The organism is Rhizobiaceae bacterium (genome assembly GCA_023953835.1).
Lineage (GTDB): Bacteria > Pseudomonadota > Alphaproteobacteria > Rhizobiales > Rhizobiaceae > Mesorhizobium_G.
The window spans coordinates 2,687,526-2,711,051 of record JAMLJB010000001.1 but is presented as its reverse complement, the minus strand read 5'-3'; the positions used below and the strand labels follow the sequence as shown (position 1 = coordinate 2,711,051).

20 protein-coding genes, 1 pseudogene and 1 riboswitch are annotated in these 23,526 nt (G+C 61.7%); of the genes and pseudogenes, 13 read left to right on the top strand and 8 right to left on the bottom strand.

Annotated features, from left to right (window positions below):
- Window positions 1–15 precede the first annotated feature (15 nt).
- The 7 genes from M9924_12765 to M9924_12735 all read right to left on the bottom strand — a co-directional run bounded on the left by M9924_12765 (window position 16) and on the right by M9924_12735 (window position 8,777).
- Window positions 16–1,263, bottom strand: a complete 1,248-nt coding sequence (locus M9924_12765; protein ID MCO5065268.1) for an ABC transporter substrate-binding protein — start codon at window positions 1,261–1,263, stop codon at window positions 16–18.
- 256 nt (window positions 1,264–1,519) lie between these two features.
- Window positions 1,520–2,770: an ABC transporter substrate-binding protein gene (locus tag M9924_12760; protein MCO5065267.1), complete on the bottom strand. Its 1,251-nt coding sequence runs from the start codon at window positions 2,768–2,770 to the stop codon at window positions 1,520–1,522.
- Between the two features lie 382 nt (window positions 2,771–3,152).
- Window positions 3,153–4,214, bottom strand: a complete 1,062-nt coding sequence (locus tag M9924_12755) for an amidohydrolase family protein (GenBank protein ID MCO5065266.1) — start codon at window positions 4,212–4,214, stop codon at window positions 3,153–3,155.
- A gap of 78 nt (window positions 4,215–4,292) precedes the next feature.
- A complete protein-coding gene (locus M9924_12750; GenBank protein ID MCO5065265.1) occupies window positions 4,293–5,903 on the bottom strand; it encodes a choline dehydrogenase in 1,611 nt (536 codons plus the stop codon).
- Window positions 5,904–5,919: 16 nt separating this feature from the next.
- Window positions 5,920–6,915 (bottom strand): hypothetical protein, encoded by a 996-nt coding sequence (locus M9924_12745; GenBank protein ID MCO5065264.1) that lies wholly within the window; start codon window positions 6,913–6,915, stop codon window positions 5,920–5,922.
- Entirely contained in the window at window positions 6,912–7,694 is a 783-nt protein-coding gene (locus M9924_12740; protein ID MCO5065263.1) for an alpha/beta hydrolase, read from the bottom strand. Before M9924_12740 ends, M9924_12745 begins: the two co-directional genes overlap by 4 nt.
- Window positions 7,695–7,715: 21 nt before the next feature.
- Window positions 7,716–8,777 (bottom strand): aminopeptidase, encoded by a 1,062-nt coding sequence (locus M9924_12735; protein MCO5065262.1) that lies wholly within the window; start codon window positions 8,775–8,777, stop codon window positions 7,716–7,718.
- A gap of 294 nt (window positions 8,778–9,071) precedes the next feature.
- Here M9924_12735 and M9924_12730 point away from each other — a divergent pair, with 294 nt between their 5' ends.
- The 12 genes from M9924_12730 to larB all read left to right on the top strand — a co-directional run bounded on the left by M9924_12730 (window position 9,072) and on the right by larB (window position 21,058).
- Window positions 9,072–9,827 (top strand): SDR family oxidoreductase, encoded by a 756-nt coding sequence (locus tag M9924_12730; protein ID MCO5065261.1) that lies wholly within the window; start codon window positions 9,072–9,074, stop codon window positions 9,825–9,827.
- A 26-nt stretch (window positions 9,828–9,853) separates the two neighbouring features.
- The gene (locus M9924_12725) at window positions 9,854–10,279 is read left to right on the top strand and encodes a heme-binding protein (protein ID MCO5065260.1); all 426 of its coding nucleotides are present in this window, start codon (window positions 9,854–9,856) and stop codon (window positions 10,277–10,279) included.
- A 56-nt stretch (window positions 10,280–10,335) separates the two neighbouring features.
- A complete protein-coding gene (gene torT, locus M9924_12720) occupies window positions 10,336–11,412 on the top strand; it encodes a TMAO reductase system periplasmic protein TorT (GenBank protein ID MCO5065259.1) in 1,077 nt (358 codons plus the stop codon).
- Window positions 11,413–11,684: 272 nt separating this feature from the next.
- Window positions 11,685–12,437: a GntR family transcriptional regulator gene (locus M9924_12715; GenBank protein MCO5065258.1), complete on the top strand. Its 753-nt coding sequence runs from the start codon at window positions 11,685–11,687 to the stop codon at window positions 12,435–12,437.
- A 612-nt stretch (window positions 12,438–13,049) separates the two neighbouring features.
- Window positions 13,050–13,367 (top strand): hypothetical protein, encoded by a 318-nt coding sequence (locus M9924_12710; GenBank protein ID MCO5065257.1) that lies wholly within the window; start codon window positions 13,050–13,052, stop codon window positions 13,365–13,367.
- Window positions 13,368–13,422: 55 nt separating this feature from the next.
- The gene (locus tag M9924_12705) at window positions 13,423–14,940 is read left to right on the top strand and encodes a sugar ABC transporter ATP-binding protein (protein ID MCO5065256.1); all 1,518 of its coding nucleotides are present in this window, start codon (window positions 13,423–13,425) and stop codon (window positions 14,938–14,940) included.
- Window positions 14,937–15,959 (top strand): ABC transporter permease, encoded by a 1,023-nt coding sequence (locus M9924_12700; protein ID MCO5065255.1) that lies wholly within the window; start codon window positions 14,937–14,939, stop codon window positions 15,957–15,959. The genes M9924_12705 and M9924_12700 overlap by 4 nt, the downstream gene beginning before the upstream one ends.
- Window positions 15,960–15,964: 5 nt before the next feature.
- Window positions 15,965–16,972: an ABC transporter permease gene (locus M9924_12695; protein ID MCO5065254.1), complete on the top strand. Its 1,008-nt coding sequence runs from the start codon at window positions 15,965–15,967 to the stop codon at window positions 16,970–16,972.
- 99 nt (window positions 16,973–17,071) lie between these two features.
- Window positions 17,072–18,364, top strand: coding sequence for a nickel-dependent lactate racemase (gene larA / locus M9924_12690; GenBank protein ID MCO5065253.1), 1,293 nt, complete (start codon window positions 17,072–17,074; stop codon window positions 18,362–18,364).
- 15 nt (window positions 18,365–18,379) lie between these two features.
- Complete coding sequence (locus M9924_12685; GenBank protein ID MCO5065252.1) at window positions 18,380–19,603, top strand: LarC family nickel insertion protein; 1,224 nt, start codon at window positions 18,380–18,382, stop codon at window positions 19,601–19,603.
- Window positions 19,593–20,390, top strand: a complete 798-nt coding sequence (locus M9924_12680) for an adenine nucleotide alpha hydrolase (protein MCO5065251.1) — start codon at window positions 19,593–19,595, stop codon at window positions 20,388–20,390. Before M9924_12685 ends, M9924_12680 begins: the two co-directional genes overlap by 11 nt.
- Window positions 20,387–21,058 (top strand): nickel pincer cofactor biosynthesis protein LarB, encoded by a 672-nt coding sequence (larB, locus tag M9924_12675; GenBank protein MCO5065250.1) that lies wholly within the window; start codon window positions 20,387–20,389, stop codon window positions 21,056–21,058. Before M9924_12680 ends, larB begins: the two co-directional genes overlap by 4 nt.
- A gap of 141 nt (window positions 21,059–21,199) precedes the next feature.
- Here larB and M9924_12670 read toward each other — a convergent pair.
- Window positions 21,200–22,141, bottom strand: a pseudogene (locus M9924_12670) (aldo/keto reductase).
- Between the two features lie 236 nt (window positions 22,142–22,377).
- A riboswitch (guanidine-I (ykkC/yxkD leader) is annotated at window positions 22,378–22,487 on the top strand.
- A 222-nt stretch (window positions 22,488–22,709) separates the two neighbouring features.
- Here M9924_12670 and M9924_12665 point away from each other — a divergent pair.
- Window positions 22,710–23,525: a DUF1989 domain-containing protein gene (locus M9924_12665; protein MCO5065249.1), complete on the top strand. Its 816-nt coding sequence runs from the start codon at window positions 22,710–22,712 to the stop codon at window positions 23,523–23,525.
- Window position 23,526: the final 1 nt, after the last annotated feature.

The following is a 23,526-nucleotide window of genomic DNA, read 5'->3' as shown; positions in this document are numbered from 1 at the left end:
AATTTGAGCCGAGGGTCAAAGACCGGTCGGCCGTTCCATCTTGCAGGTCGGCTGGACCGCGGACACCGCGTCCTCTCCATTGATCACCTTAATCGGCTTGAAGCCCATATCGGTGCCGTCGACCTTGTACTTCGCGTCCTTGCTGACCTGCGAAACAATTACCGGCGCAATGATCTGGTGGTCTTCCTTGCGATAGTGGATCGCACCCGCGCCGGTCTGCATCGTGGTGTTTTCGAGCGCCACCGCCATGTCCTCGGCAGTCACCTTGTCCTTGCCCGCAAGCGAGTTGAGCGCCTTGAAGAACAGCGTAAGGCTTTGCACGGTTTTCGGGGCCGTCATGACCGGGTATTTGCCCGTCTTGGCCTTGTAGTCCTCGGCAAGCGCGGCGCTGTCGGCGTCGAGTTCGGCATTGAATGTGTTGACCGCAAAACCGCCCTCCGCGCTCGGCCCGGCTGCCGCCAGCGTGCCCGGCGTGTCGAGCTGATAGGCGCCGAGCGCATATTTCTGCCCGGCATCGCGAGAGGCTTTCAGAAACAGCAGGAGGTCGTTGCCGTAGTTTCCAGTGATCACCGAATCCGGCGATTTTGACGCGAGCGCCGCGACATAGGGCGCGAAATCCTGGATCTTCTGCACTTCATGCAATGTCTCGCCGACAACCGTATAGCCGCCGATGCCGGCATATTCGTTCACGGCCTTGTTGATGTCCTGTCCGAACGTATAGTTCTGGTTGAAGGCATAAACCTTGGTGCCAAGCGCACCGGCATCCTTCATGCCGAGCACGATCGCCTTGATCGCGGTGCTGACGTCCGACGATCCCCGGAAGTGATAGAACTGGCACTTGGTGCCGGTCAGTTCCATCGCCGCGCCGACCGTGTCCAGAAACAGCACGGTGTGGTCGGGGTTGCGCTTGTTGTTGCGCACCACCGCTTCGCTTATCAATGCTGCCGCAGCCGAGTTGCCGTTGACAATCACGTTGGCGCCATCGTCGAGGGCCTGCCTCAAACGGTCGGACACGAGGTTGGAAAGACCTTGCGTATCATACTCCCTCAACTCGACCTTGGGGCCCTTGTAGTCAGGCTTCGCCGTCTCGGTTTCCACCGTATATCTTGTCGCGCTCGCCATGAGATTGGCAATGAGCGAGTTTGGCCCGGACAGCGCCTCGATAACGGCCATCTTTACAACGGGCGGCTCGCTGTCTTGCGCGAGCGCGGGGTTCGTGGCCAGGACAGATACACAGCCAAGCACGAAAAAAGACTTCTTCATTGAGCATTCCTCCGAATTGATCGACTGCGAAAAAAAAGAAATTCAGGAAGTCTCACTCGTCTCGCCATCGACTGACGGCCGCTGCCTCAGAGAATGGAAGACATCGCAAGACGTGTGGCGGACGCCAGTTGCGTCCGATCGCTTCGACAAAAGTCAGCAAGGGTCGACCGCCGCGCTTCCTTGCGGGAAACGGCGCCCCCCGATCGGGAAGCGCCGTGCCTGTCGGGAAAGATGCACCGGCGGCCCACCCTCGGGTCTAAAGACCTTTCGGGCGTTCCATCTTGCAGTTGTCCTGCACGGCGGAGATGGCTTCAGAACCCGGGATCACCTTGACCGGCTTGAAGCCCATGTCGGTGCCATCTGCCTTGTACTTGGCATCCTTGCTGACCTTCGACACGACCACGGGCGTGATGATCTGGTGGTCTTCCTTCCGGTACGAGATTTCACCAATGCTGGTTTGCATCTTGGTGTTCTCCAGCGCAATGACCATGTCCTCAGCCGTCACCTTGTCCTTACCGGCAAGGGAGTTCAGCGCCTGGAAGAAAAGCTGCAGGCTCTTGACGGTCTTGGGAGCGACCATCACGGGATATTCGCCGATCTTCGCCTTGTAGTCCTCCGCGAGCGCAGCGCTGTCGGCGTCGAGTTCGGCATTGAAGGTGTTGACCGCAAAGCCGCCTTCCGCGCTCGGTCCGGCTGCCGCAAGCGTGCCCGGCGCATCGAGCTGGAACGCGCCGAGGGCATATTTCTGCCCGGCTTCGCGCGATGCTCTCAGAAACAGCAGCAGATCGTTGCCGTAGTTCCCGGTAATCACGGAATCTGGCGATTTCGATGCGATTGCAGCAACATAGGGCGCAAAGTCCTGAATCTTCTGCACTTCGTGCAACGTCTCGCCGACCACCGTGTAGCCGCCGATGCCGGCATATTCGTTCACCGCCTTGTTGATGTCCTGGCCGAAGGAATAATTCTGGTTCAGGGCATAGACCTTGGTGCCGAGCGCGCCCGCATCCTTCATGCCGATCACGATGGCTTTGATGACGCTGCTGACGTCAGGCGATCCACGGAAATGATAGAACTGGCACTTTGCACCGGTAAGCTCCATCGCGGCGGCGACAGTGTTGAGAAACAGAACAGTATGTTCGGGGTTGCGCGCATTGTGGCGGGCAATCGCCTCGCTCACCTGCGCGGCCAGCGCCGAGGAATTTCCCTGCACGATCACGTTTGCGCCTTCATCGATGGCCTGGCGCAAACGATCCGACACGAGGTTGGAAAGACCCTGCGTGTCATATTCTTTCAGTTCGATCTTCGGACCCTTGTAGTCGGGCTTCGCCATTTCGGTTTCAACCGTATAGCGCGTGGCGTTGGCGATATGCTTGGCCACCAGCGAATTGGGACCTGAAAGCGCCTCAAGCACAGCCATTTTCAGCACCGGACGATTGTCGTCCTGCGCCAACGCATGGCCCGCCGACAAGGTCAGCAGGCAGCCCAGAACCGCAGAATACTTCTTCATCAATACTTCCTCCCGGATAATCTTAAGCGACGGTCGACCCAGCACACCGTCACAACCCAAACCCCCATCCCTCATCCCGTAGAATGAAACATCATCTGCCCGGGGGTATCGCCAGATACGCTGCCACCTCCGCCTTGACCCGCAATCTTGCCTTCGCGGGGAGCCATTCAAAGGCTCCTGTCAGGCTTCCAGTGCGTCACATCTGTCGACATTTATAACGCGGTGTCAAGCCAAAAACGCCGGAATTTCATCAAAAAAATGTCACTAGTGTCGACATAATGAGTGCGTTTGACCGGCAATAGCCAAGAGCGCCGCGAGCGAGGCCACAGCCCCGGTCGCGTCGCGCCGTTGTCTTACATCCGTGTCGGCGTCGAGGTGGAACTCAGTCCGGCGGCGCCGCCAGGCGATAGGTCCTTGCCGCCGTTTCGTAGAACATCAGATCCTTTTCGTGCGAAGATGCCCCCGCAGCCAGCCGCTTGAAAGCATTCCACATTGTTCGATATGTAAAAAATGCCATATCGACCGGAAAATTACTTTCAAACATGCAGCGTTCGGGACCAAACGCTTCGATGCAATGATTCGCGAAGGGCTCCCAGATTCCGGCCAGATATTCCGACGACGCCGGAACTGGCCTGTCGCGCAGGTCGAAGCCGAAAAGCTGCATGCCGAGGCCTCCGATCTTCATGAGAACGTTCGGTCGTCGCGCAATGTCGGAGACAGCCGCGCGCCATTGCGCAAATGTCTCATCGAGGCGGTCGCGATAGGAACCCGTGCGGATGATTCCGCCGATGTGGTTCACGACGATCGTCGTCTGGGGAAACGCATCCGCCAGATCGGCCAGTTCGCCGAGTTGCGGATGATATACCCAGGCATCGAAAGTCAGGCCCATTTGCCCGAGATGCGCGAACCCCTGCCGGAAACGCGGATCGGGGATCATGCCCTCGACGAGTGTGCGCCGTGGCGGGCCGAGCGGGGTCTGCACCGTTTCGTCCGCGTCCCAGGCCGTGATGTGGCGAATGCCCCTGAAGCGGCCCTGCCCCGCTTCCATATGTGCTTCCAGAACCGGACGCACGGCATCGCCGAGAATGAGATCGGCATACCCCACAATCGCGGCATTGATGTTCACCTGCGGGTCCTGCGAGGACCACGCATGGCCGAGGCCCGCCATGATCTCGGTTTCTCCGACAGGCCGCATGTCGGCTGGTCCGTAGGAACGATAGCCTGCCTCGTCCTCCACATGCACCGTCGCAACGACGCGGTGCCCGTCATGAATGTCCAGCAGCATGTCCGGTGGCAGATAGCGCCAGCCGGGGCGATCCCACATGTGGTGATGCGCGTCGATGATCCGCTGGTCCGGTTCGAGCACATCCTCGCGGCGAAGCGCCAGCCAGTCGTGATCGACGGACGGATTGCGCATATTCGCGCCGATTGTCCTGTCCTTCATTCTTCCTCCACGAGAAACCGGACTAAGCCCCGCACAATCCGGGAGCCATGTCCCATCTCAAGCGACACGGTTCACTCCTCAGGCGCGCGCGTCGCTCTTGACCATGTCCGCGCACTTCTCGCCGATCATGATCGAGGTCACGTTCGTGTTGGCCGAGGTGATCTGCGGCATGATGGAAGCGTCGGCGACGCGCAGGCCCTCCAGCCCGTGGACGCGCAGGCGCTCGTCGACCACGGCCATTTTCGCGGTTTTCATCCCCATCCGGCAACTACCGCAAAGATGATAGGTCGAATCGCCGTTGGCGCGCGCATAGGCAAGCAGCTCTTCGTCGCTCTGCACCTTTTGCCCGGGCTTCATCTCGTTCACGTAAAACGGCTTCATCGCATCGGTGCCGAATAGCCTGCGGACAAATCTCAACCCGGCAACCGTCGTCTTCTGGTCGATCTCTTCCTTCAGATAGTTGACCAGAATCGAAGGCGCTTGCCGCGCGTCCGCCGACTTGATGTGCACATGGCCGCGACTTTGCGGGATATGCTGGTTGACGATTGCGGTCACGCCGGAAAAAGTGTGCGGAGCAACCGACAGGTCGTCGCCCGAAAACGGGAAGAAGTGGACCTGAAGGTCCGGCACTTCGAGGTCCGGCCTGCTCTTGGCGAACACGCCGACGACACCCGCCGCAACCGTCAGCGCGCCGTTGCGATGCAATGCATATTGCAGGCCCGCAAGCGCGCGGCGATACCAGTTCTTGACCTGGTCGTTGACGGTCAGCGGCGCGCTGACGCGGATAGATGTCTTGCAGTTGAAGTGGTCGTGAAGGTTCTCGCCCACGCCCGGCAGTTCGTGCTGCACGGCAATCCCGTGTTGGGAAAGCAGGTCACCCGGCCCGATGCCGGAAAGCTGGAGCAATTGGGGCGAGTTGATCGCGCCGCCCGATACGATGATTTCGCGGCCGGCGGACGCCCGACGCTTTTCACCGCCAACGCTGTATTCCACGCCCGTCGCGCGGCTGCCGTCGAGGATCACCCGCTCGACCAGTGCATCGGTCACGATGTGGAGGTTCTGGCGGTTGCGCGCAGGCTTGAGATAGCCGCGCGCGGTCGAGTTGCGCAGGCCGTTCTTCTGCGAGAGGTTGAAATAGCCGATGCCTTCCTGCGTCGGCCCGTTGAAGCCGTCATTGCGCGGCAGCCCAAGCTCGCGACCGGCGGCTATGAAGGCTTCCGTCAGGTCGTTGCGCCATTCCGCGTCGGTAACTTCGATCGGGCCGCTGCGCCCGCGATATTCGTCGTCGCCGCCCGCATAGGATTCGAGCTTGCGGAAAAACGGCAGAACGTCGTCGTAGCCCCAACCGGCATTGCCCATCTGGCGCCAGTGGTTGAAATCGGTCGGCACTCCGCGCAGGTAGATCATGCCATTGATCGAGCTGCTCCCGCCAAGCGTTTTGCCACGCGGCGTGAACATCTGTCGCCCGTCGATGTAAGGCTCCGGATCGGTGCTGTACATCCAGTTGTACTTGGCATTGGTGAACAGCTTGGCAAAGCCGATCGGCACATGCAGCCACACGCTCTTGTTCGGCGGACCCGCTTCGAGCAGCAGCACCTTCCAGGATGGGTTTTCGCTCAGCCGCGCGGCAATGACAGCGCCGGCAGAACCCGCACCGACCACAATAAAATCATAGTTTCCTTCCGCCATGACGCGCTCCTCCAGGTCACTTTGCCATGGGCGCGTGAAAGTTCGGGCGCCCGGATTTCGAATAGGCGTCTTCGATCAGCCCCATTACCGGAATCATGTCGGAGAGCGAGGCCAGCGGCTTTGCGCCGGTCCTTGCCCGTTCGAGGACATCGAAGACGAACGTGCGATAGTGCGGCACGTTGGTGGTTACGGATTCCCATGTCCGGCTGGCGCCATCGTTCTCGAGGCTTTCCACCGTGCCCGGATCATGGGCGATTGTGTAATGATGCGGCGAGCGAAACGCATAGTGCATATCGAAGGAACTGGTCGGCGCAGGATAGAGATAGCCTGTCTCGATCACGCACAGCGCGCCGTCCCGTTCGAGCGTGACAAGCGAATAGTCCTCGACGGGAAAATTCCAGGCCGTGTTGGCCATGGTCGCGGAGAGAACGCGCGTGCCCGGACCCAGAAGCCGCAATCCGAGATCGAAGAAATGCACCGCAAGATTGATGGTCGAGCCGCCGCCCGACAATGCGGGGTCGAGCATCCATTCGCACCCCGCCGCGATATAGCGCGCGGGAAAACCGGCGATGAAGCGGAAGCTCATATAGTGAAAGTCTTCTTCCGATTTCTGCCGCAGCAGGTGATCGGTGAAGTCGCCATTGCGCATCACCAGCGGAACGGCGGCGAACGAACCGCTCTTCTCGGCCCTGGCCGCAATGGCTTCGACCGCGGCCTGCGTCATGCCGCAGGGCTTTTCCAGCGCGAAGGGAATGCCTTCCGCAATCAGAAACTCCGCTTCGTCGGGCATGTCGATGTGTCGTCCGAGCGCAAAAACGAAATCCGGCTTGAGCCTGCGGCACAGGCGCTTGAAATCGACATCCCCTTCACAACCGAGACGGGCGGACATCTCCTTCACCACATCGGGGTTCGGGTCGCTGATGCCGACCAGCTCGACACCGGGCACGTCGCTGAACGGAACGAAATAGAGATCGAAATGCCAGTGGGAGGCGCCGAAAAAGACAACTCTCATTCCAACCCGCCTCCTTTGCCCGCCTGCGCACCTTGCCCCAAGAAATCCTGCACGATGCGCGCGAAGGCGGCGGCTGTTTCCAGTTGCAGCATATGAGGTGCGCCGGGGATCACCGTCATCGTCGCCCCCGCTATACCGCTTGCGATTGCCTCGGACGCTTCGCGCGGCGTGGCCTTGTCATTTTCCCCCGCGACCACCAATGTGCGGGCGCGAATTTCATTAAGGCGTGGCCGGGCGTCAAAACCCGCGATGGCGTTCCAGCCGTCCGACCAACCTTGTACATCGTTTGTCAACAGCCGTTCGCGCACCTGCGCGACGACCGGGCTGTCCTGAAACGCCGGATTGAACCAGCGCTCGAGAGTCGTGGGCACGATGCTCGCCATTCCATCGCGCTCTGCGGCCAGGCCACGTTCGCGTATCGCCTCACGAGCCGGTTCCCCGATGCCCGGGGGACAGGCGCACAGGATCAGGCGCGATACGTGCCCCGGATGGGACAAGGCCAAAGTCTGCGCGACCATGCCTCCGAACGAAACGCCGAGCACGGCGGCTTGCTCCATGCCGTGGTCAGACATCGTTTCAGCGACATCGTCGGCATAGACAGCGATCGCAGGCCGGTGCCCGGAAACGCGGGACTGGCCGTGGCCCCTCAGGTCAAGCCTGAGCACACGAAACCCGTCGAGCAGTCCCTCCAACCCTTCCCAGAAGGTAGCGTCCAGGCCGATGGGGTGCAGAAGAACCAGCGGCTCCCCCTGGCCGGTCGCGACCCCGTTCAACAGCATGATGCGTCCTCCCCAGGCGGCTTATGCGTCGCCTTCGATCGGCACGAGGAAGCGTCCATGCTCGATCCGCTTGACTCCGTCGACATACAGCGTCGGCTCAAGGATCACACCATCCATGTGGACCTTCGACATGATCGAGCCGCCCACGTCGACATTGGTGCCGAGACCGAAATGCATGGTTCCCATGATATTCTTGTCCTCGCGCTGGATGCCGCGAACGACAGCCTTGGCGTTGACACCCACGGACGCTTCCGCGGGACACATATAGGCGTTCTCGTCGCCATAGGTCGCGAGAAAATCGCGAAGGATTCGCGCATCGACGCCGCCCTCGATCTCGATGACGCGCCCGTCCTTGATCGTCAGCTCGATCGGGCTGCCGAGCAGGCCGAGATGGTGCATGGTGAGGTCGATCACCAGCTTGCCGTTGGCCGTCCCCTCGATTGGCGCCACGTTGAATTCGCCGGTCGGATACAGATAGTAGTACAGCTTTCCGGCAGGACGGTTCTCGTCCTTCTGGAAGTTGATGATCTTGTAAGGATCGAAATCCGCCGACGGCAGCGGCGGGATCCAGATCTTGTCCTCGACGCTATAGGTAAAATCGGTACCGTATTTCGAGGTGACGCGGCAAATCTTGGCGTCCGCGCCAAAGACGTTCTTGCCGACATAGTGCTTTCGCACCGCGATCTGGCGCATGTCGTCGGAAATCGCGCCCGACTGCAACCACTCCAGCTTCATGCCGCCATCGAGGCAGATCGACGGAATTCCCGCCTCCATCGAGCGCAGGCTTGCCCGGCAGTGCAGCATGCCCGTTGAAGAAACAAGGATGTTGGCGTCGGACTTCATCATCGCCTCGCAGACCGCTTCAGGCGGATCGTAGTAGTCTGCCGGTCGGCGGCTGAAAAGGGCCAGCGTCGCGTCCGCGCCAATGTCCGCCAGAATGGTCATGATCGCCTGCCACACCCTCGGGTCATGTTCGGTATCGGACAGGACCAATATGCGCTGGCCTTCCTTGATGTTGCGAACAAGTGGTCGGCGCAGATGCTCCAGCGTCCCCGTCAAAAGGCCGCTCGATCCTGTTGTCATGTCGTTTCTCCCGCTGGCGTTTTAATAGATATGCGTACCATATTGGTCGCGCCGCTTGCGGGCACACCTGTCGACATTTTCATTCTGATGTCAAGCTGACCGTCATTACAAAAATACTTACATGCAATTTTTGCACTGCAATATAGCAAATAATAGGTTTTAAAGCCTATAATTGGCAAAATATGTTAACTAGTGTCGACATTGCACATCAAATAGACATTCTTTTTCATATTAAGTGTCGACATATGAAAATCGACTTGCTATAGAGGCACTGCCAAAAAACGGGAGGTGGCGATGGCTGGCCGCATGGCGGGAAAGAAGGTCCTTCTGACCGGGGGCGCAACCGGAATCGGACGCGCGACGGCGGAGCTTCTTGTCTCGGAAGGTGCCCGCATCGTCATAGCCGACATCAACGTGGCCGAGGGAGAGAACCTTGCCGAACGGCTCGGCCCGGCAGCCCGCTTCCAGCGCTGCGACGTGACTGAAGAGGATGACATCCGCGCCACAATCGATGCGGCGGTCGCGTTCCTCGGCGGGCTGGATATTCTCGTAAACAATGCGGGCATGATCACGCACAAGCCCATCGCCGAGATGGACCCTGATCTTTGGGACCGCGTTTTTCGCGTCAATGTCCGATCCACATTCCTGATGAGCAAATATGCCGTTCCGCATCTGAAGGCTTCGGCGGGCGGCTCGATCGTCAACATGTCATCCATGGCGGGGCTTCGCGGCGCTCCAGGGCTTGCCGCCTATTCCGCCTCGAAGGCGGCCATCAACGGCTTCACCGTTTCGCTGGCGCTGGAACTGGCGCGAAGCCGCATCAGGGTCAATGCCATCTGCCCCGGCTGGGTCGATACGCCCTTCAACAAGCCGGTGATCGATTTCCTCGGCGGACCCGTCGCAACGCAGGAGGCGGTTCAGGCGGGCACGCCACTTGGACGCCAGGGCACCGTTCAGGAAATCGCCGCACTGGTTCTTTACCTGGCCTGCGACGAATCCGCGTTTATGACGGCACAGGCCATTTCCATCAACGGCGGTGCCCACAACTGACAGCGCCACAGGGAGGTATCTTGAAGATGAGCACCAGAATCGATGCGGCAGCGGCGCAGGCGGCAATCGCGGCGGCTGCCGACAAGGCGCGCCAGATCGGCGTCGCGATGAGCATTGCGATCATCGACGATGGCCGCGCCCTGGTCGCCTTCCTCAGGATGGACGGCGCGTTGCTTGGCTCCATCGAGATTTCACAGGCGAAGGCGTTCACCGCAAGGACGGTCAATGCACGCACCGCGGACCTGATGGCGGCAGTGCAGCCGGGCGGCCCGTTCTACGGCCTCGAGGTTTCGCACCGCCAGCCGATGGTCGTGTTCGGCGGCGGCGTGCCGATCGAAATCAATGGCGAGGTCGTCGGCGCAATCGGCGTCTCCGGCGGGTCCGCCGAACAGGACATCGAAGTTGCCGAAGCAGGCGCAGCCTCCTTCGCATCCGGGCGTCGCCCGTCATGAATCTCCGTCGAAGCAGATCTTCACACCAACCGCATCCAACAAGGGAGGATTCGAACATGAAGAAAAAACTCGGTCTGGCATTGGGCATTGCCCTTGCCGCTGTCATCGCCGGCACCTCGGCTCGCGCGGAAGACGTCAAGGAGTGGGGCTGGGCGCCCTACCCGGTCAATGCGTGGGAAGGCGACAAGTCGACGGCCAAGGAATATGAACTCCTGAAGCCGGAAGAAGTGCAGAAGAAGTGGCACCTGTGCGTGCTGATGCCGACGCTGACGGACAGCGTTTTCATCGGCATCAACTACGGCTTCGTGCAGGAAGCCCGGCGTCTCGGCCTCAAGATGACCATCTTCGACGCGGGCGGTTTCCAGAACCTGACCAAGCAGATCGCGCAATATGACAACTGCGTCGCCCTCGGGGCGGACGCGATCCTCTTCCAGGCAATCTCGGAAGAAGGTCTCGTGCGCAAGATCGAGGAAGGCAAGGCCGCCGGCATCGCGCAGATCGCCGTCGACAACATGGTCTCCGACAAGATGCCCTATGACGCGGGCGTGTTCCCGGACAATTATTCACAGGCGCAGGCTTCCGCCAAGTTCCTTCAGGACATGTTCAAGGACCAGGGCGAAGTCGGCATTCTTGACTTCCCCGGACCACAGGCCGCGAACTGGGCCGCCGTCTCCGCACAGGGCCACGAGGACCAGTTGAAGGGCAGCAATGTCAAGATCCTGGCCACGATCTGGGGCAATACCACGAAGAACGAGCAGCAGCGGCTTGTCGAGGATGCGCTCCACACCTATCCCGACGCCAAGGCGATCATCGGCAACGCGGTCATGAACGAGGTCGCGCCGAATGCGATCCGTGATTCCGGTCATGCCGAGATTCCCGTAGTCGGCGACTACCTCAACACCGGGTCGCTGGCAGCCGTGCGCGCCGGGCGCGTCACGACCGCGCCGCTGCAGGGCAGCGTCGCCACAACCGTTATCGGCGTCGACCAGGCTGTGCGCGTTTTGCAGAAGATGCCATATGACAAGCGTCTCACCGCAACGCCGATCATGGTCACCAAAGACAATTTGAAGGACTATGACCTTTCCGGCGAGTTCGGCCCCGACGACTGGAAGCCGGTCTTTTCGGTGGAATGACCCGGTGAACAACCCGGAACGTCGGATTGATTTCGACGTTCCGTCTCCGGAACCGGAGCCAGGCGGGTGACTCACATCCTCCAACCATCCTGGTTCCGGTTCTTCACCTTCGCACCCCCGCGCAGCAATGGGTCAACACTTCGGGTGAAACCTCGACGCACCGGCCTTCCTGCCGACAGTGCGCAGGTGTTGCACAGTTTGCCGAACCTGTGGGTCTCGATATCATTCGCCCTCATATGCCATACAAGGGGTGGCCAAAGAGGTACGCGCCTATGAACCATGACCACGAGACGCACGAAAAATTCAAGGCTTTCATCCGCAGGATCATCAGTGATCGCCATGATCGCCCGTCGCTGGTTTCGGACATCGCATGTTCCGTCGGCGCGGACATTCTCATAGGGATCCGTCCGCCGGGGGCCGACATCAACTCGGTCGAACTTGCACGAACCTTCCACACGAGCCGCACCCCGACGCGCGAGGGACTGATGCTGCTCGAAAAGGAGGGGCTGGTCGAAATCCCGCCGCGTCGCCGCCCGCGTGTCGCCACCCCCACAGCCGAGGAAATCGGAGAACTCTACGAAATCCGAACTACGATCATGATGGCGATTGTCGCGGACGCCGCGACGCGCGCGAATGCCGAAGGACTTGAGCGCTTGCGCCAGACGGCAAACAAGCTGCGCACCGCTTTCGGAGACGCGGAGGAATATTTCTGGGCAGGCGTCGAGTTTCACGAGCGAATCGCCGAAATATCCGCCAGCCGGACGCTCGAACGCTTCCTGAACTCGCTCGTCCTACGCACTCTGCGCCTGCGCCGCCTCAGCATCAAGCAGCCGGGACGAATGGACAGGTCGCTTGAGGATCATCTAAGGCTGTTCCGCGCAATCGAGGAGCGGGACGTCGAACTGGCCAAAGCGCTCGTCCGGTCCAATCTGAACGGCGCCTTTCGCGCCATCCAGCCGCTTGTCGAAATAGAGGCCCGTACGGGCATGTTGACGGATGAAGTCCAGCAACACAAAGCATCATAGCCGAAAACGTGTCGACACATATTGCGCCGCACATTCCGGTTTCGAAGCTGCCGTTCAATTTCCGTTGAACCTCGACGGCGCCGCAGGTCCGTCGCGGTTTACAGCAGCAAGCGGGCACAGATTCAATTTTATGGAAGCAGGCCTCGGCCGCCATCCCACGCAAAGACCGCAGCGCCTTGACGCGCGCCGCATCTCCGGCATCAGCCGCCTGCCTTTGCCCGTGTACGCAAGGATCGCCAGATCGCGCCCACCAGCGCGGCATTTGCCGATCTGTTTTCTATGATACTGGAATCACTTCAAAAAGAGGACGGGCACATTCGTCCTGCGCCATGCGGTAGAGCGCGCGAAACAACGCCACGGAAGGATTGTTTCGGAGCTAAGGATTGATCAGCGACCAACAACTCGACACAGCAGGACAGGACGCATCAGCCGGAGCCCGGACGTTCACAGAGACTTGCATACATCCGGGCCTGGTCCAAATGTTCCTGTGACAAGAATCGGCGCAGGCACTTGACTTCGCGGTCCAGTACTGAGAGTGTCGACACGTAGAATGCGGACTGAGCGGGCCGGCTTGGCCGTCCGGCAAGGTCCCAAAACAAGAAAATGAGAGAGATGGAAATTACCAAGCGCGAGCGGGGCCTGTTGCTCGTAATGATCGAGATCGATCCCGCATATGAGGACGACTTCAACCGCTGGTACCGGGAGGAACACTATCCCGAGCGGATGGCTTGCCCCGGCTTCCTGTCAGGCAAACGCTACCTCGCCACCGAGGGCGAACCGAAATATCTGGCGATCTACGAGCTTGAATCTCCGGCGGTTCTCGAAAGCGAGGACTACAAGAAGATCGCAGGCCCGTCCGAGTGGACGCGGCGGCTGGAGCCGCATTTCGTGAAGCGCGTTCGCAACGTCTATGTCGAGATCGATCCGTGATCACGCGATTTCGCTTTTGCCGGCATCCGCTGCCGAATTTCCAGGTGGTGCAAGAATGAGCGCGCCCGGCTCCCTTCTGCGGATGTCTCACGTCACCAAGCAGTTTCACGGCGTTAAGGCGCTCGACAATGTGGAACTGGAAATGGCCCCCGGCGAGATTCATGCGCTGGTTGGGGAAAACGGCGCGGGCAAGTCGACGCTCATCAGCATCATTGCCGGTTCGCAGCGCACCTATTCCGGCGAATATACCTATCGCGGCCAGCCGATACGCGGCCTGACCCCGCATCGCGCCCGTCTGCTCGGCATCAGCCCAGTCTTTCAGGAATTCAGCCTGATCCCGGAGCTCGATGTCAGCGCCAACCTGTTCCTTGGCCGGGAACTGACGAGCAACGGCCTGCTGAGAATGGCCGACATGCGCGCCACCGCGCGCAAGCTCCTCGACGAACTCGGCTTCGAACTCGACGAACGGGCGATGGTCAGCGAACTGTCGCGCGCGCAGCAGCAGATGGTCGAAATCGCCAAGGCGCTCTTGCAGGACGTGCATCTTCTCATCCTCGACGAGCCGACTGCTTCATTGACGGAGCGTGAAACGGAACGGCTTTTCGACCTCGTTCTCAGGCTGAAGGCGCGCGGCGTCGGAATCCTCTATGTGTCGCATCGCATGGCGGAGCTGCGCCGCCTGGCAGACCGTTTCACGGTGCTGCGCGACGGCAAGCACATCGCTTCGGGCGCAATGGCCGATGTAAGCGACAAGCGCCTCGTCGAACTGATGACGGGCCGTGAGATCGACCTGCTGTTTCCCGAGATGCATCATCGTCCCGCCAAGCCGCTGCTGGAAGTTTCCAGCCTCCGTACCGAGAACGGTCGGGTGCGCGACGTATCGATCACAGTGCATGCCGGAGAGGTCGTCGGCCTCGCAGGGCTGGTTGGCTGCGGCAAATCCGAAATCGGGCGCGCGGTGTTCGGCCTCGATGCCGTCGAAAGCGGCCGCATCGTCGTCAAGGGCGAGGAGATCGAGAAGCCGGTGCCGAGCGAGATGCTCGACCGCGGCCTGTGCTATTTCCCTTCCGACCGCGGCGCCGAAGGTCTCGCCATGCCGCGTGCCGTGCGCGAGAACGCGTCGATGGCCGCGATCCTCGAACCGGCCTTCTCCAGCAAGGGCCTGCTTCGGCGCAAGAACGAGCGGTCGATTGTCCAGAACATCGCCGAGCGCCTGCAATTGCGGCCCCGGAACATCGAACGGCGCGTCGCCGCGCTGTCGGGCGGCAACCGGCAGAAGGTCATGCTGATGCGCGGCCTGAGCCGCCCCACGGAAGTGTTCATCTTTGATGAGCCCACCGTCGGGATCGATGTCGGCGCCAAGGCGGAGATCTACGAACTGATCGCCAAGCTTTCCGCCGATGGCGCGGCGGTGCTGGTCATTTCGTCCGAGTTGCCTGAAATCCTCCACCTCTCCAACAGGGTCTATGTCGTGCGCGACGGCAACCTCGTGGGCGAGTTTTCCGGCAAGGATATTTCGGAAAAGAACGTGCTCAACGCCTTCTTCAATGTCGACGCCGAGGCTGTCCAATGACCGCCAAGCTATCCCATCCCACCTTTGACGGCACGGCGGCTCGTTCAAGACATCCCTTCGCCTCGATTCTGGCGTCCCTCGGGATTTCGTCGATCCTTATCGTGCTGCTGCTGATCCTGTTCGGCCTCCTGAATCGAAACTTCTTCGCGCCGACCAATGTGGTGGACATCGTTCGCAACGCATCGAACATCGTCATCGTCTCGGTCGGCCAGGCCATCGTGCTCATCGTCGGGGGCTTCGATTTGTCCGTGGGCGCCGTGATCGCACTGGCGAGCGTGGTCTGCGCCCTCGTCATGGCATGGCTCGACCCGTTGATGCCCGGCAATCCCTACATGGTCGTCGCCCTCGGCATACTCGCGGCGCTGGCGGCGGGGGCAGCCATTGGCCTCATAAACGGACTTTGCGTCGCGCTCCTGAAAGTCTCGCCCTTCATGGTCACACTAGGCACGATGCTGATCGCGAGCGGCATCGCGCTCTACAGCGCGGGTGGCACGCCCATCTACGGCATGCCCGAAGCCTTCGTCACCGATTTCGCGCAACTCAGATGGCTGGGATTGCCATCAAACTTCTATCTTGCGATCCTCGTCCTTGCCCTTGTCTGGCTGGTCATGCGGCGCACCGCCTTCGGTCGGCATCTCTATGCCATCGGCGGCAACATCGAGGCCGCCCGGGCATCCGGCGTCCGGTCCACGGCCTGCCTCGTCTCGGCCTATGTGCTTTGCGGCTTTCTCGCCGCGCTGACGGGCGTTTTGCTGACCGCGCGGGTCGGGTCGGGAGAAGGAACGCTCGGCGACGAGTTCATGCTGCAAAGCCTCGCGGCTGCGGTCATCGGCGGCGTATCGCTGCGCGGCGGCATCGGTCGGATCGAGCGGGTGGCCATCAGCGCGCTGCTGATCGCAATTCTCGCCAACGGAATGAACCTGAGCCGCGTCGATACCAGGTTGCAGGCAATGGTGATCGGCGTGCTGCTGGTCGCGGCGGTCGCGATCGAGGGCGCCGAGCGCTGGAAGAAGCGGTGATTGTCATGAGCTCCGTAGCGTCAGCACCCACCGCAAACTTCGGCACCCGCATTCGTCATCTGGCCTCCTACGGCCTTCTGCCGCTCGTGCTGGTCATCGCCTGCGCCTTCTTCGGCTATTCGGAGCCGGTCTTTCTGGCCCCGCGCAACATTCTGAACGTACTCAACCAGGCGAGCTATCTCATCATGCTCTCAGCCGCGCAGATGATCGTGCTGATCGTGCGTGGGTTCGACCTGTCCATGGGCACCACGCTTTCGGCAATCAGCGTTCTGCTCGGCCTCATCATGACCGGCATCCTGGCCGGCAATCCCGGGCTGGTGGGCGTCACCATCGCACTGACCATTGTGGTCGCCCTCGCCATGGGCGCGCTCGTGGGCATTGTGAACGGGGCCTGCGTGGTGTTCCTCGGCGTCAATCCCTTCGTCGTCACGCTTGGAACCCAGGGTGTGGCGGCAGGCTTCGCGGCGACCGTATCCGGAGGCTTTCCGATCTTCGGCCTGCCGGTCGAGTTCACCGACATCTTCAGCCGCGCAAGCGTCGCGGGTATTCCGGTCGCGGTCGTCGCCTGCATCCTCGTGCTGGCGCTGCTGCATTTCATCCTGAACTACACCACTTTCGGTCGCGGGCTCTACCTCGTCGGTTCCAATCCCCGGGCGGCGGCGGTAGCAGGGCTTCCGATCCGCAAATATACGCTCGGCGCCTATGTGCTCTGCTCGCTTCTGGTGGCGCTGGTCGCCATATTGCTGACGGCACGGACCGGATCTGGCGAGCCGAACATGGGCGGCGGCCTGATGCTGCAAAGCATCGCGGCTGCGGTCATCGGCGGCGTGTCGTTGCGCGGAGGTCTGGGCAATGTTTTCAATTGCCTGCTTGGTGGCATCTTCATCACCGTTCTGCAGAACGGCATGGACCTGTCGCAGGTCGACAGCTTCCTGCAGATGGTGGCGCTCGGCACCGTCATCATCCTCGCCGTTTTCATTGACCAGTTCTATTCGGCAGCCCGAAACTCATAGCCGCCATGCTGCTTGATCCATGGGAGAATTGCGGCCAGAATTGGCTGCCGATGCGCCGCAAGGCTTCCGAATAATGCGCGTTCCGGGATGGATATGAGCATGGATTCTTCTGAAATATCCCTTCTCTACGGACAGGGCCGCGTGTCGCTCCGCCTTCCCGCAAAGGCGCAGCCGACACTGATACGCAAGAAGGAACTCCCCAAGCTGCCCGACCCGCACGGCGCAATAGCCGGCGCGCTGAAGCACGCAGTCGGCTCGAAGCCGCTGCACGAACTGGCGGCGGGCCGCAAGAGCGCCTGCATCCTGATCTGCGACATCACCCGCCCGGTGCCGAACCGACTGTTCTTGCAACCAATGATCCGCACCATCAACGCCGCGGGCGTTCCGCTGGAGAATATTTCGGTGCTGGTCGCGACAGGGCTTCACCGGCCCAATCTTGGCGAAGAGCTTGCGGAACTGGTCGGCGATCCCTGGGTCCTGGAAAACGTCCGGCTGGAAAACCACGATGCGCGCGACGAAGCCGCCCATGTCGATCTCGGCGCGACCAGGACCCGCAACACGCCCGTGAAGCTGGACAAATTGTTTGTCGAGGCCGAACTGCGCATCGCGACCGGCCTCGTTGAACCGCATTTCATGGCGGGCTGGTCTGGCGGGCGCAAGGTCGTCGCCCCGGGCGTCGCCCATCATGAAACGATCCGCACCTTCCATTCCGCGCGCTTTATGGAAGACCCTCTCGCCGTGCAGTGCAATCTGGTCGGCAATCCGCTGCATGAAGAGCAGCTCGAAATCGTCCGCATGCTGGGGGAGGTTTATGCGCTGAACACCGTGCTGGACGAAGACCGCGATCTGGTCTGCGTGACCTTCGGCGAGATCATCGCCAGCCATCAGGCCGCGGTGGACTTCGTGACGGATTCGACCAGCATCCCCGTGCCCGGAAAATTCGCGACCGTCGTGACCTCCTCCGCCGGCTACCCGCTCGACAAGACCTACTACCAGACCATCAAGGGCATGGTGACGCCGCTCGACATCCTCGAACCCGGAGGCACGCTCATCATCGCGTCGGCATGTTCGGAGGGCTTCGGCTCGGCCGAGTTTCGCGATGCGCAGGCCCGGCTGGTCGAGCTGGGCCCGGAACGCTTCCTCGCCACGCTGACGGCCAAGACGCTTGCCGAAATCGACGAATGGCAGACCGAAATGCAGTTGAAGCCGATGCGGCTCGGCCAGGTCGAACTCTTTTCGACCGGGCTTTCCGGCGACGACCGCCGACTGACCGGCGTGACCATGATCGACGACCTGTCGAGGGCGGTGGAGGAAAGCATCGCGCGCAGCGGCGACCCGCGCGTCGCGATCATACCGGAAGGGCCTTACGTCGTTCCGCGCCATGTCTCCTGAAATCCGCACGACGCCATGCTGACCATCCATCTCGATCCTGTGGGCGGCATTGCGGGCGACATGTTCGTCGCCGCCTTGCTCGACCTCCGGCCGGATCTGGAGGCGGGTCTTCTAAAGGTTCTCGCGCAATGTCCGCTGCTGGAAGGCGTGACTTTCGAACTGGCTGGCCACAATGACGGGGTGCTGACGGGCAAGCGCTTCCTCGTGCGTCGCAACGGCGCCCCGGCGGAGACCCATCAGCACCATCATCACCACGACCACCATGACCATGCGGACTGGCGCGTCATTCGCGAGGCGCTGAATGCGTCCGCACTCGACCCGCAAACGCGCGCGCATGCGCTGGGCATCTTCACCCACCTTGCCGAGGCCGAGGCAAAGGTCCACGGCGTCGCGCCCGACGATGTCCGTTTCCACGAGGTCGGCGCATGGGACTCGGTGGCCGATATTGTCGCGGCGGCATGGCTGGCTGGCATGATCGGACCTGCGCACTGGTCGGTCGGTCCGGTGCCGCTCGGCTCGGGGCGCATCCGAACCGCGCATGGCCTCCTGCCGGTTCCCGCACCCGCCACAGCACTCCTCCTCGAAGGCTTCGCGTTCATCGACGACGGTATTGCGGGAGAGCGCGTCACGCCTACCGGCGCGGCGATCCTGCGGCATCTTAGCGATCCGTCACAGGCCGTGCATGGCGAACGCAGGCTGATCGGCACGGCGCATGGCTTCGGCACCAGACGCATGGCCGGCGTGAGCAATTGCCTGCGCGTGCTGTCGTTCGAGACCGGAAGCAATGTCGTCCACAGTGACCATGTCGCGGTGCTGGAATGCGAGATCGACGACCAGACCGCCGAGGACCTGTCGCAGGCCATCGACTATCTTCGAAGCCATCCCGGCGTTCTCGACATCGTGCAGGTCCCGGTCTTCGGCAAGAAGGGGCGAATGATGACGCATGTGCGGATACTGGCCCTGCCTCAGGCGCGCGACGCCATTCTTGCCACCTTGTTCGATGAAACCACGACGATCGGCGTGCGGCATTCGCTGGTCGAGCGCGCACTCCTGCCGAGGCGCGGCGCGGAAATACAGGCGCAAGGCCGCAAGCTTCGCATCAAGACCGTCAACCGCCCTTCCGGGCGCACCACGAAAGTGGAAGCTGACGATCTCGCCGATGTGCCGGGGCGCGCCGGGCGCGACGCGCTTCGAGCCAGTGTCCGCGATGCGCTGGAGAAGGCTCCCGATGAAGCATGACCTAGCCGACATCCTGCTGGGTACCGAGGCGGCTGCCATCGCCGTCAGCGGCGGCGTGGATTCGATGACGCTCGCCGTCTTTGCAAATCGCCTGCTGGACAACCGGCGGGTCACGATGATGCACGCGGTTTCCCCCGCCGTTCCGCCTGAGGCGACGGCGCGCGTCGAGGCCTGGGCGCGCGACGAAAACTGGACGCTGAGAATATTGCATGCCGGAGAGTTTGAAGACCGCGATTACCTTGCGAACCCGGTCAACCGCTGCTTCTTCTGCAAGAGCCGGCTGTATGGCGCGATGAGCGGATTCACCGACCGGCAGATATTCTCCGGCGCGAATATGGATGATCTGGGCGAATTTCGCCCCGGCCTCGATGCAGCCCGCAACCACGCTGTGCGTCATCCCTATCTTGAAGCAGGCATCGACAAGAAAGGCGTTCGCGCGCTTGCCCGCGAACTCGGCATGGGCGAACTGGCCGAACTGCCTGCCTCGCCCTGCCTGTCGAGCCGCGTCGAGACCTCGATCGCCATTGACGCGGAGACCCTGCAGGCAATCCATGCCGTCGAGCAACTGGTCGGGAAGGCGATCGGGCCAAGGACGGTGCGGTGCCGCGTGCGCGCCGAAGGCGTCGTCATCGAGGTCGACCCGCAGGCGCTCGAAGCCATCGCGCCAGACACGGAGCAAAGCCTGTCGGCTACAATCCTTGCGCACCTGCCCCCTCGCCTCGCGCGCAAGCCTGTCCGCTTCGAACGCTATCGCAACGGCAGCGCATTCCTGAAGGAAAGAGCGTGACGGATTCCGTTTCCGATTTCCACCGCGCCGAGCGCATCGGTTTGAGCGAGGCGATCTATTGCGAGGACAAGACCGCCGCGCAGATTGCCGCGATCCTCGCCGAAGCGGCGGACAAGCAGGCGGGCCTGCTTCTCACGCGGCTCGACGCACGGAAACTCGAAGCGCTGCCCGCTGACCTTGCTGCGCCCATCGACCATTGCGCCCTGTCGCGAACAGGGTTTTTCGGCGCGGTGCCGCCGGTCTCGACAGCGGGCGGTGTCGCGATTGTCGCGGCGGGCACGTCCGATGCGGCGGTCGCGCGCGAGGCATCCCGCACCCTGCGCCATGCCGGCATCGATGCGACGCTGATTGTCGATGTCGGCGTCGCCGGCCTGTGGCGGCTGATGGAGCGCATTGACGAAATAAGGACGCACCCGGTGGTGATCGTCGTCGCAGGCATGGACGCAGCACTCGCCAGCGTTGTCGGCGGCCTTATCCCCGGCGCGGTGATCGCGGTGCCGACTTCGGTGGGCTACGGCGTCGCCGACGGAGGGCGCACCGCCCTCAATGCCATGCTCGCCAGTTGCGCCTCGGGCATAACCGTCTGCAACATCGACAATGGCTATGGCGCGGCCTGCGCCGCCTTGCGCATATTGAATGCCTTGAACATGGGTCCCGCCAAACCGTGACGTCGGGCGTTGGCGGCGCGCCTCAAGCGGATCGCCCGGACTTCAGCGGGAGGGGGCCGAGATTCCGACCCGCGCCGCGATGCGCGCCAGCACTGCGGGATCGGAGACGCCCTGGAAGTCGTGCCGCGGTGTGTAATGGGCCTCTAGCTTTTCCGCCTCGTCATCGGTCAGCGTGATTTCAAGCGACGCCACCGCATCGTCGATATGCCGGGTCTTGCTGGCACCCACGATCGGCGCGACGACCACCTTGTTGCGCCGCAGCCAGGCAAGCGCGATCTGCGCCCGGCTCGCCCCTCTCTCGTTCGCGATCTCTCCAAGTGCCTCCAGAATGAGGCGGTCGCTTGAGGCCGTCGCGTCGTAGAGCAGACCGGCAAACGGATCGGTTTCAGAGCGCGTCGTGGTCTCACCCCAGGCGCGCGTCAGGCGTCCGCGAGCGAGCGGGCTCCAGACCATCGTGCCCACCCCTTCACTCGCGCACAGCGGCAGCATCTCGCGCTCCTCCTCGCGAGCGAGGAGATTGTAGTGATCCTGCATCGACACGAAGCGCGCCCAGCCATTCGCCTTTTGAAGGTGCAGCGCCTTGCTGAATTCCCATGCCATCATCGATGAGGCGCCGAGATAGCGGACCTTGCCCGCCTTCACGATGTCATGCAGCGCTTCCAGCGTCTCTTCCCATGGCGTCGTCGGGTCGGCGCGGTGAATCTGGTAAAGGTCCACATAGTCGGTGCCGAGCCTGCGCAGGCTGTGATCGATCTCGGTCATGATCGCCTTGCGCGACAGCCCCTGCCCGTTCGGCCCGGGGCGCATCGCGTAGCGAAGCTTGGTGGCGATCACCACATCGTCGCGATTGATAAAATCCTTGAGCGCCCGGCCCAGTATCTCCTCGCTCGACCCCTGCGAATACATGTTGGCGGTATCGAAGAAATTGATGCCAGCCTCCACCGCGTGGCGGATCAGCGGACGGCTTGCCTCCTCGTCGAGCGACCACACCGGATGGCCGCGCGCGGGATCGCCATATGTCATTGCGCCGATACAGATGGGAGAGACTTCAAGGCCAGTGTGCCCGAGCTTTATGTACCGCATAACGGCCCCCTTGCTGGAATGTGAATTGGAGACCTCCCGGACTGCTGGAACAAGGTATACGGAGAAGTTTTCGCCCGATCAAGCTCGAGTCGAAACCGCTCGCGCGCGCCACAGACAACAGCCCCCGAATTAATCATGCCCTTGCGCATATTGGTCAATTTTTAGTCAGCTCAGCCCCGGATTGTCCCACAAGCCCCGGAAATGCGTATTGGCATGATGCTTGCATAAATAACCCAGAGTTTAGTGGCTAGGGTTCCGGCGCGTCATGGCGATGCGCGGCTGGTCCGAGAGCCGCTACCGGTGGGCGTGATCCATCGGCGCACGGCGGGATAAAAGCCCGGGAGACCTCGTAAGCCAAGGGATTGGCGACGTTGGTCCGTGCCGATCCCTTTTGGAATGCGAAAGGGATTCAACGTGCCGGATATCGCTTCTGGATATTGCAGCTATTTCATTGCTGAACGCTGCGCTCGCTCACGCAATCCGCGAACCATGCCCATGCCGGGCCGTCGCATTTCATTCGGCTGAAATCGAACAACGCAGGGAAATTCCGAAGCAGGGAGTTTGCAAAGTGCATGTGAGACGTTCGCCCGAAGAAATAGCCGTCAATCGCGCGCGCTACGAGGAGCACCAGAAGAAAGGCCTTGAATTTGTTCCGAAAAGCCGACCCGATCTCAGCCCCCTGCCGGAGCCTGCCGTAGAGGCCCCCGCCATCATGCACAGCGAGTCGATACCTGGCGGCTGGTACTGGTCGACGACGATCCGCCGCGAAGAGAGCCTGCGCATCAGCCTCGATCATGGCTTCTCGTCGGTCGCCCTCATTGCTTGGAATGCCGGGGACCCCACGGAAAGGTTGAATCTGCCGGATACGGTGAAGGTCCAATGGACCACCGCTCTTTCAAAGGGCCGCGTCATCTTTTCCGACATGGGCCGCGTCATGTTCTCGATCACCGAGGACTCCTGCGGCGCGCATGACTGCCTCGCGGGCGGCTCCACCGCCGCCACCAACGCGCGCTACGGCAAGGCGAACCTGCGCGATACCCGCGACAATTTCGTCAAGCTCGCCATGAAGCGCGGGCTGACGCGACGCGATATTCCCGCGGCACTTTCATTGTTCGCGCCTGTTCGAACGAATGAGGACGGAAGCTTCTTCTGGAACCACGACCTCCTCCGCACGGGCGACTATGTGGAGCTTCGCGCCGAAATGGACATGGTGGTCGGCTTTTCTAACTGTCCCCACCCGCTCGACCCCAACCCGGACTATGCGCCGAACCCGGTGCGGGTGACGCGCATCGCCGCAAGGCCCGTCGCGGCAAACGACCATTGCCGCACGGCGACCGCCGAAGCCGCACGCGGCTTTGAAAACAACGCCCTCGCAAATCTCTGAG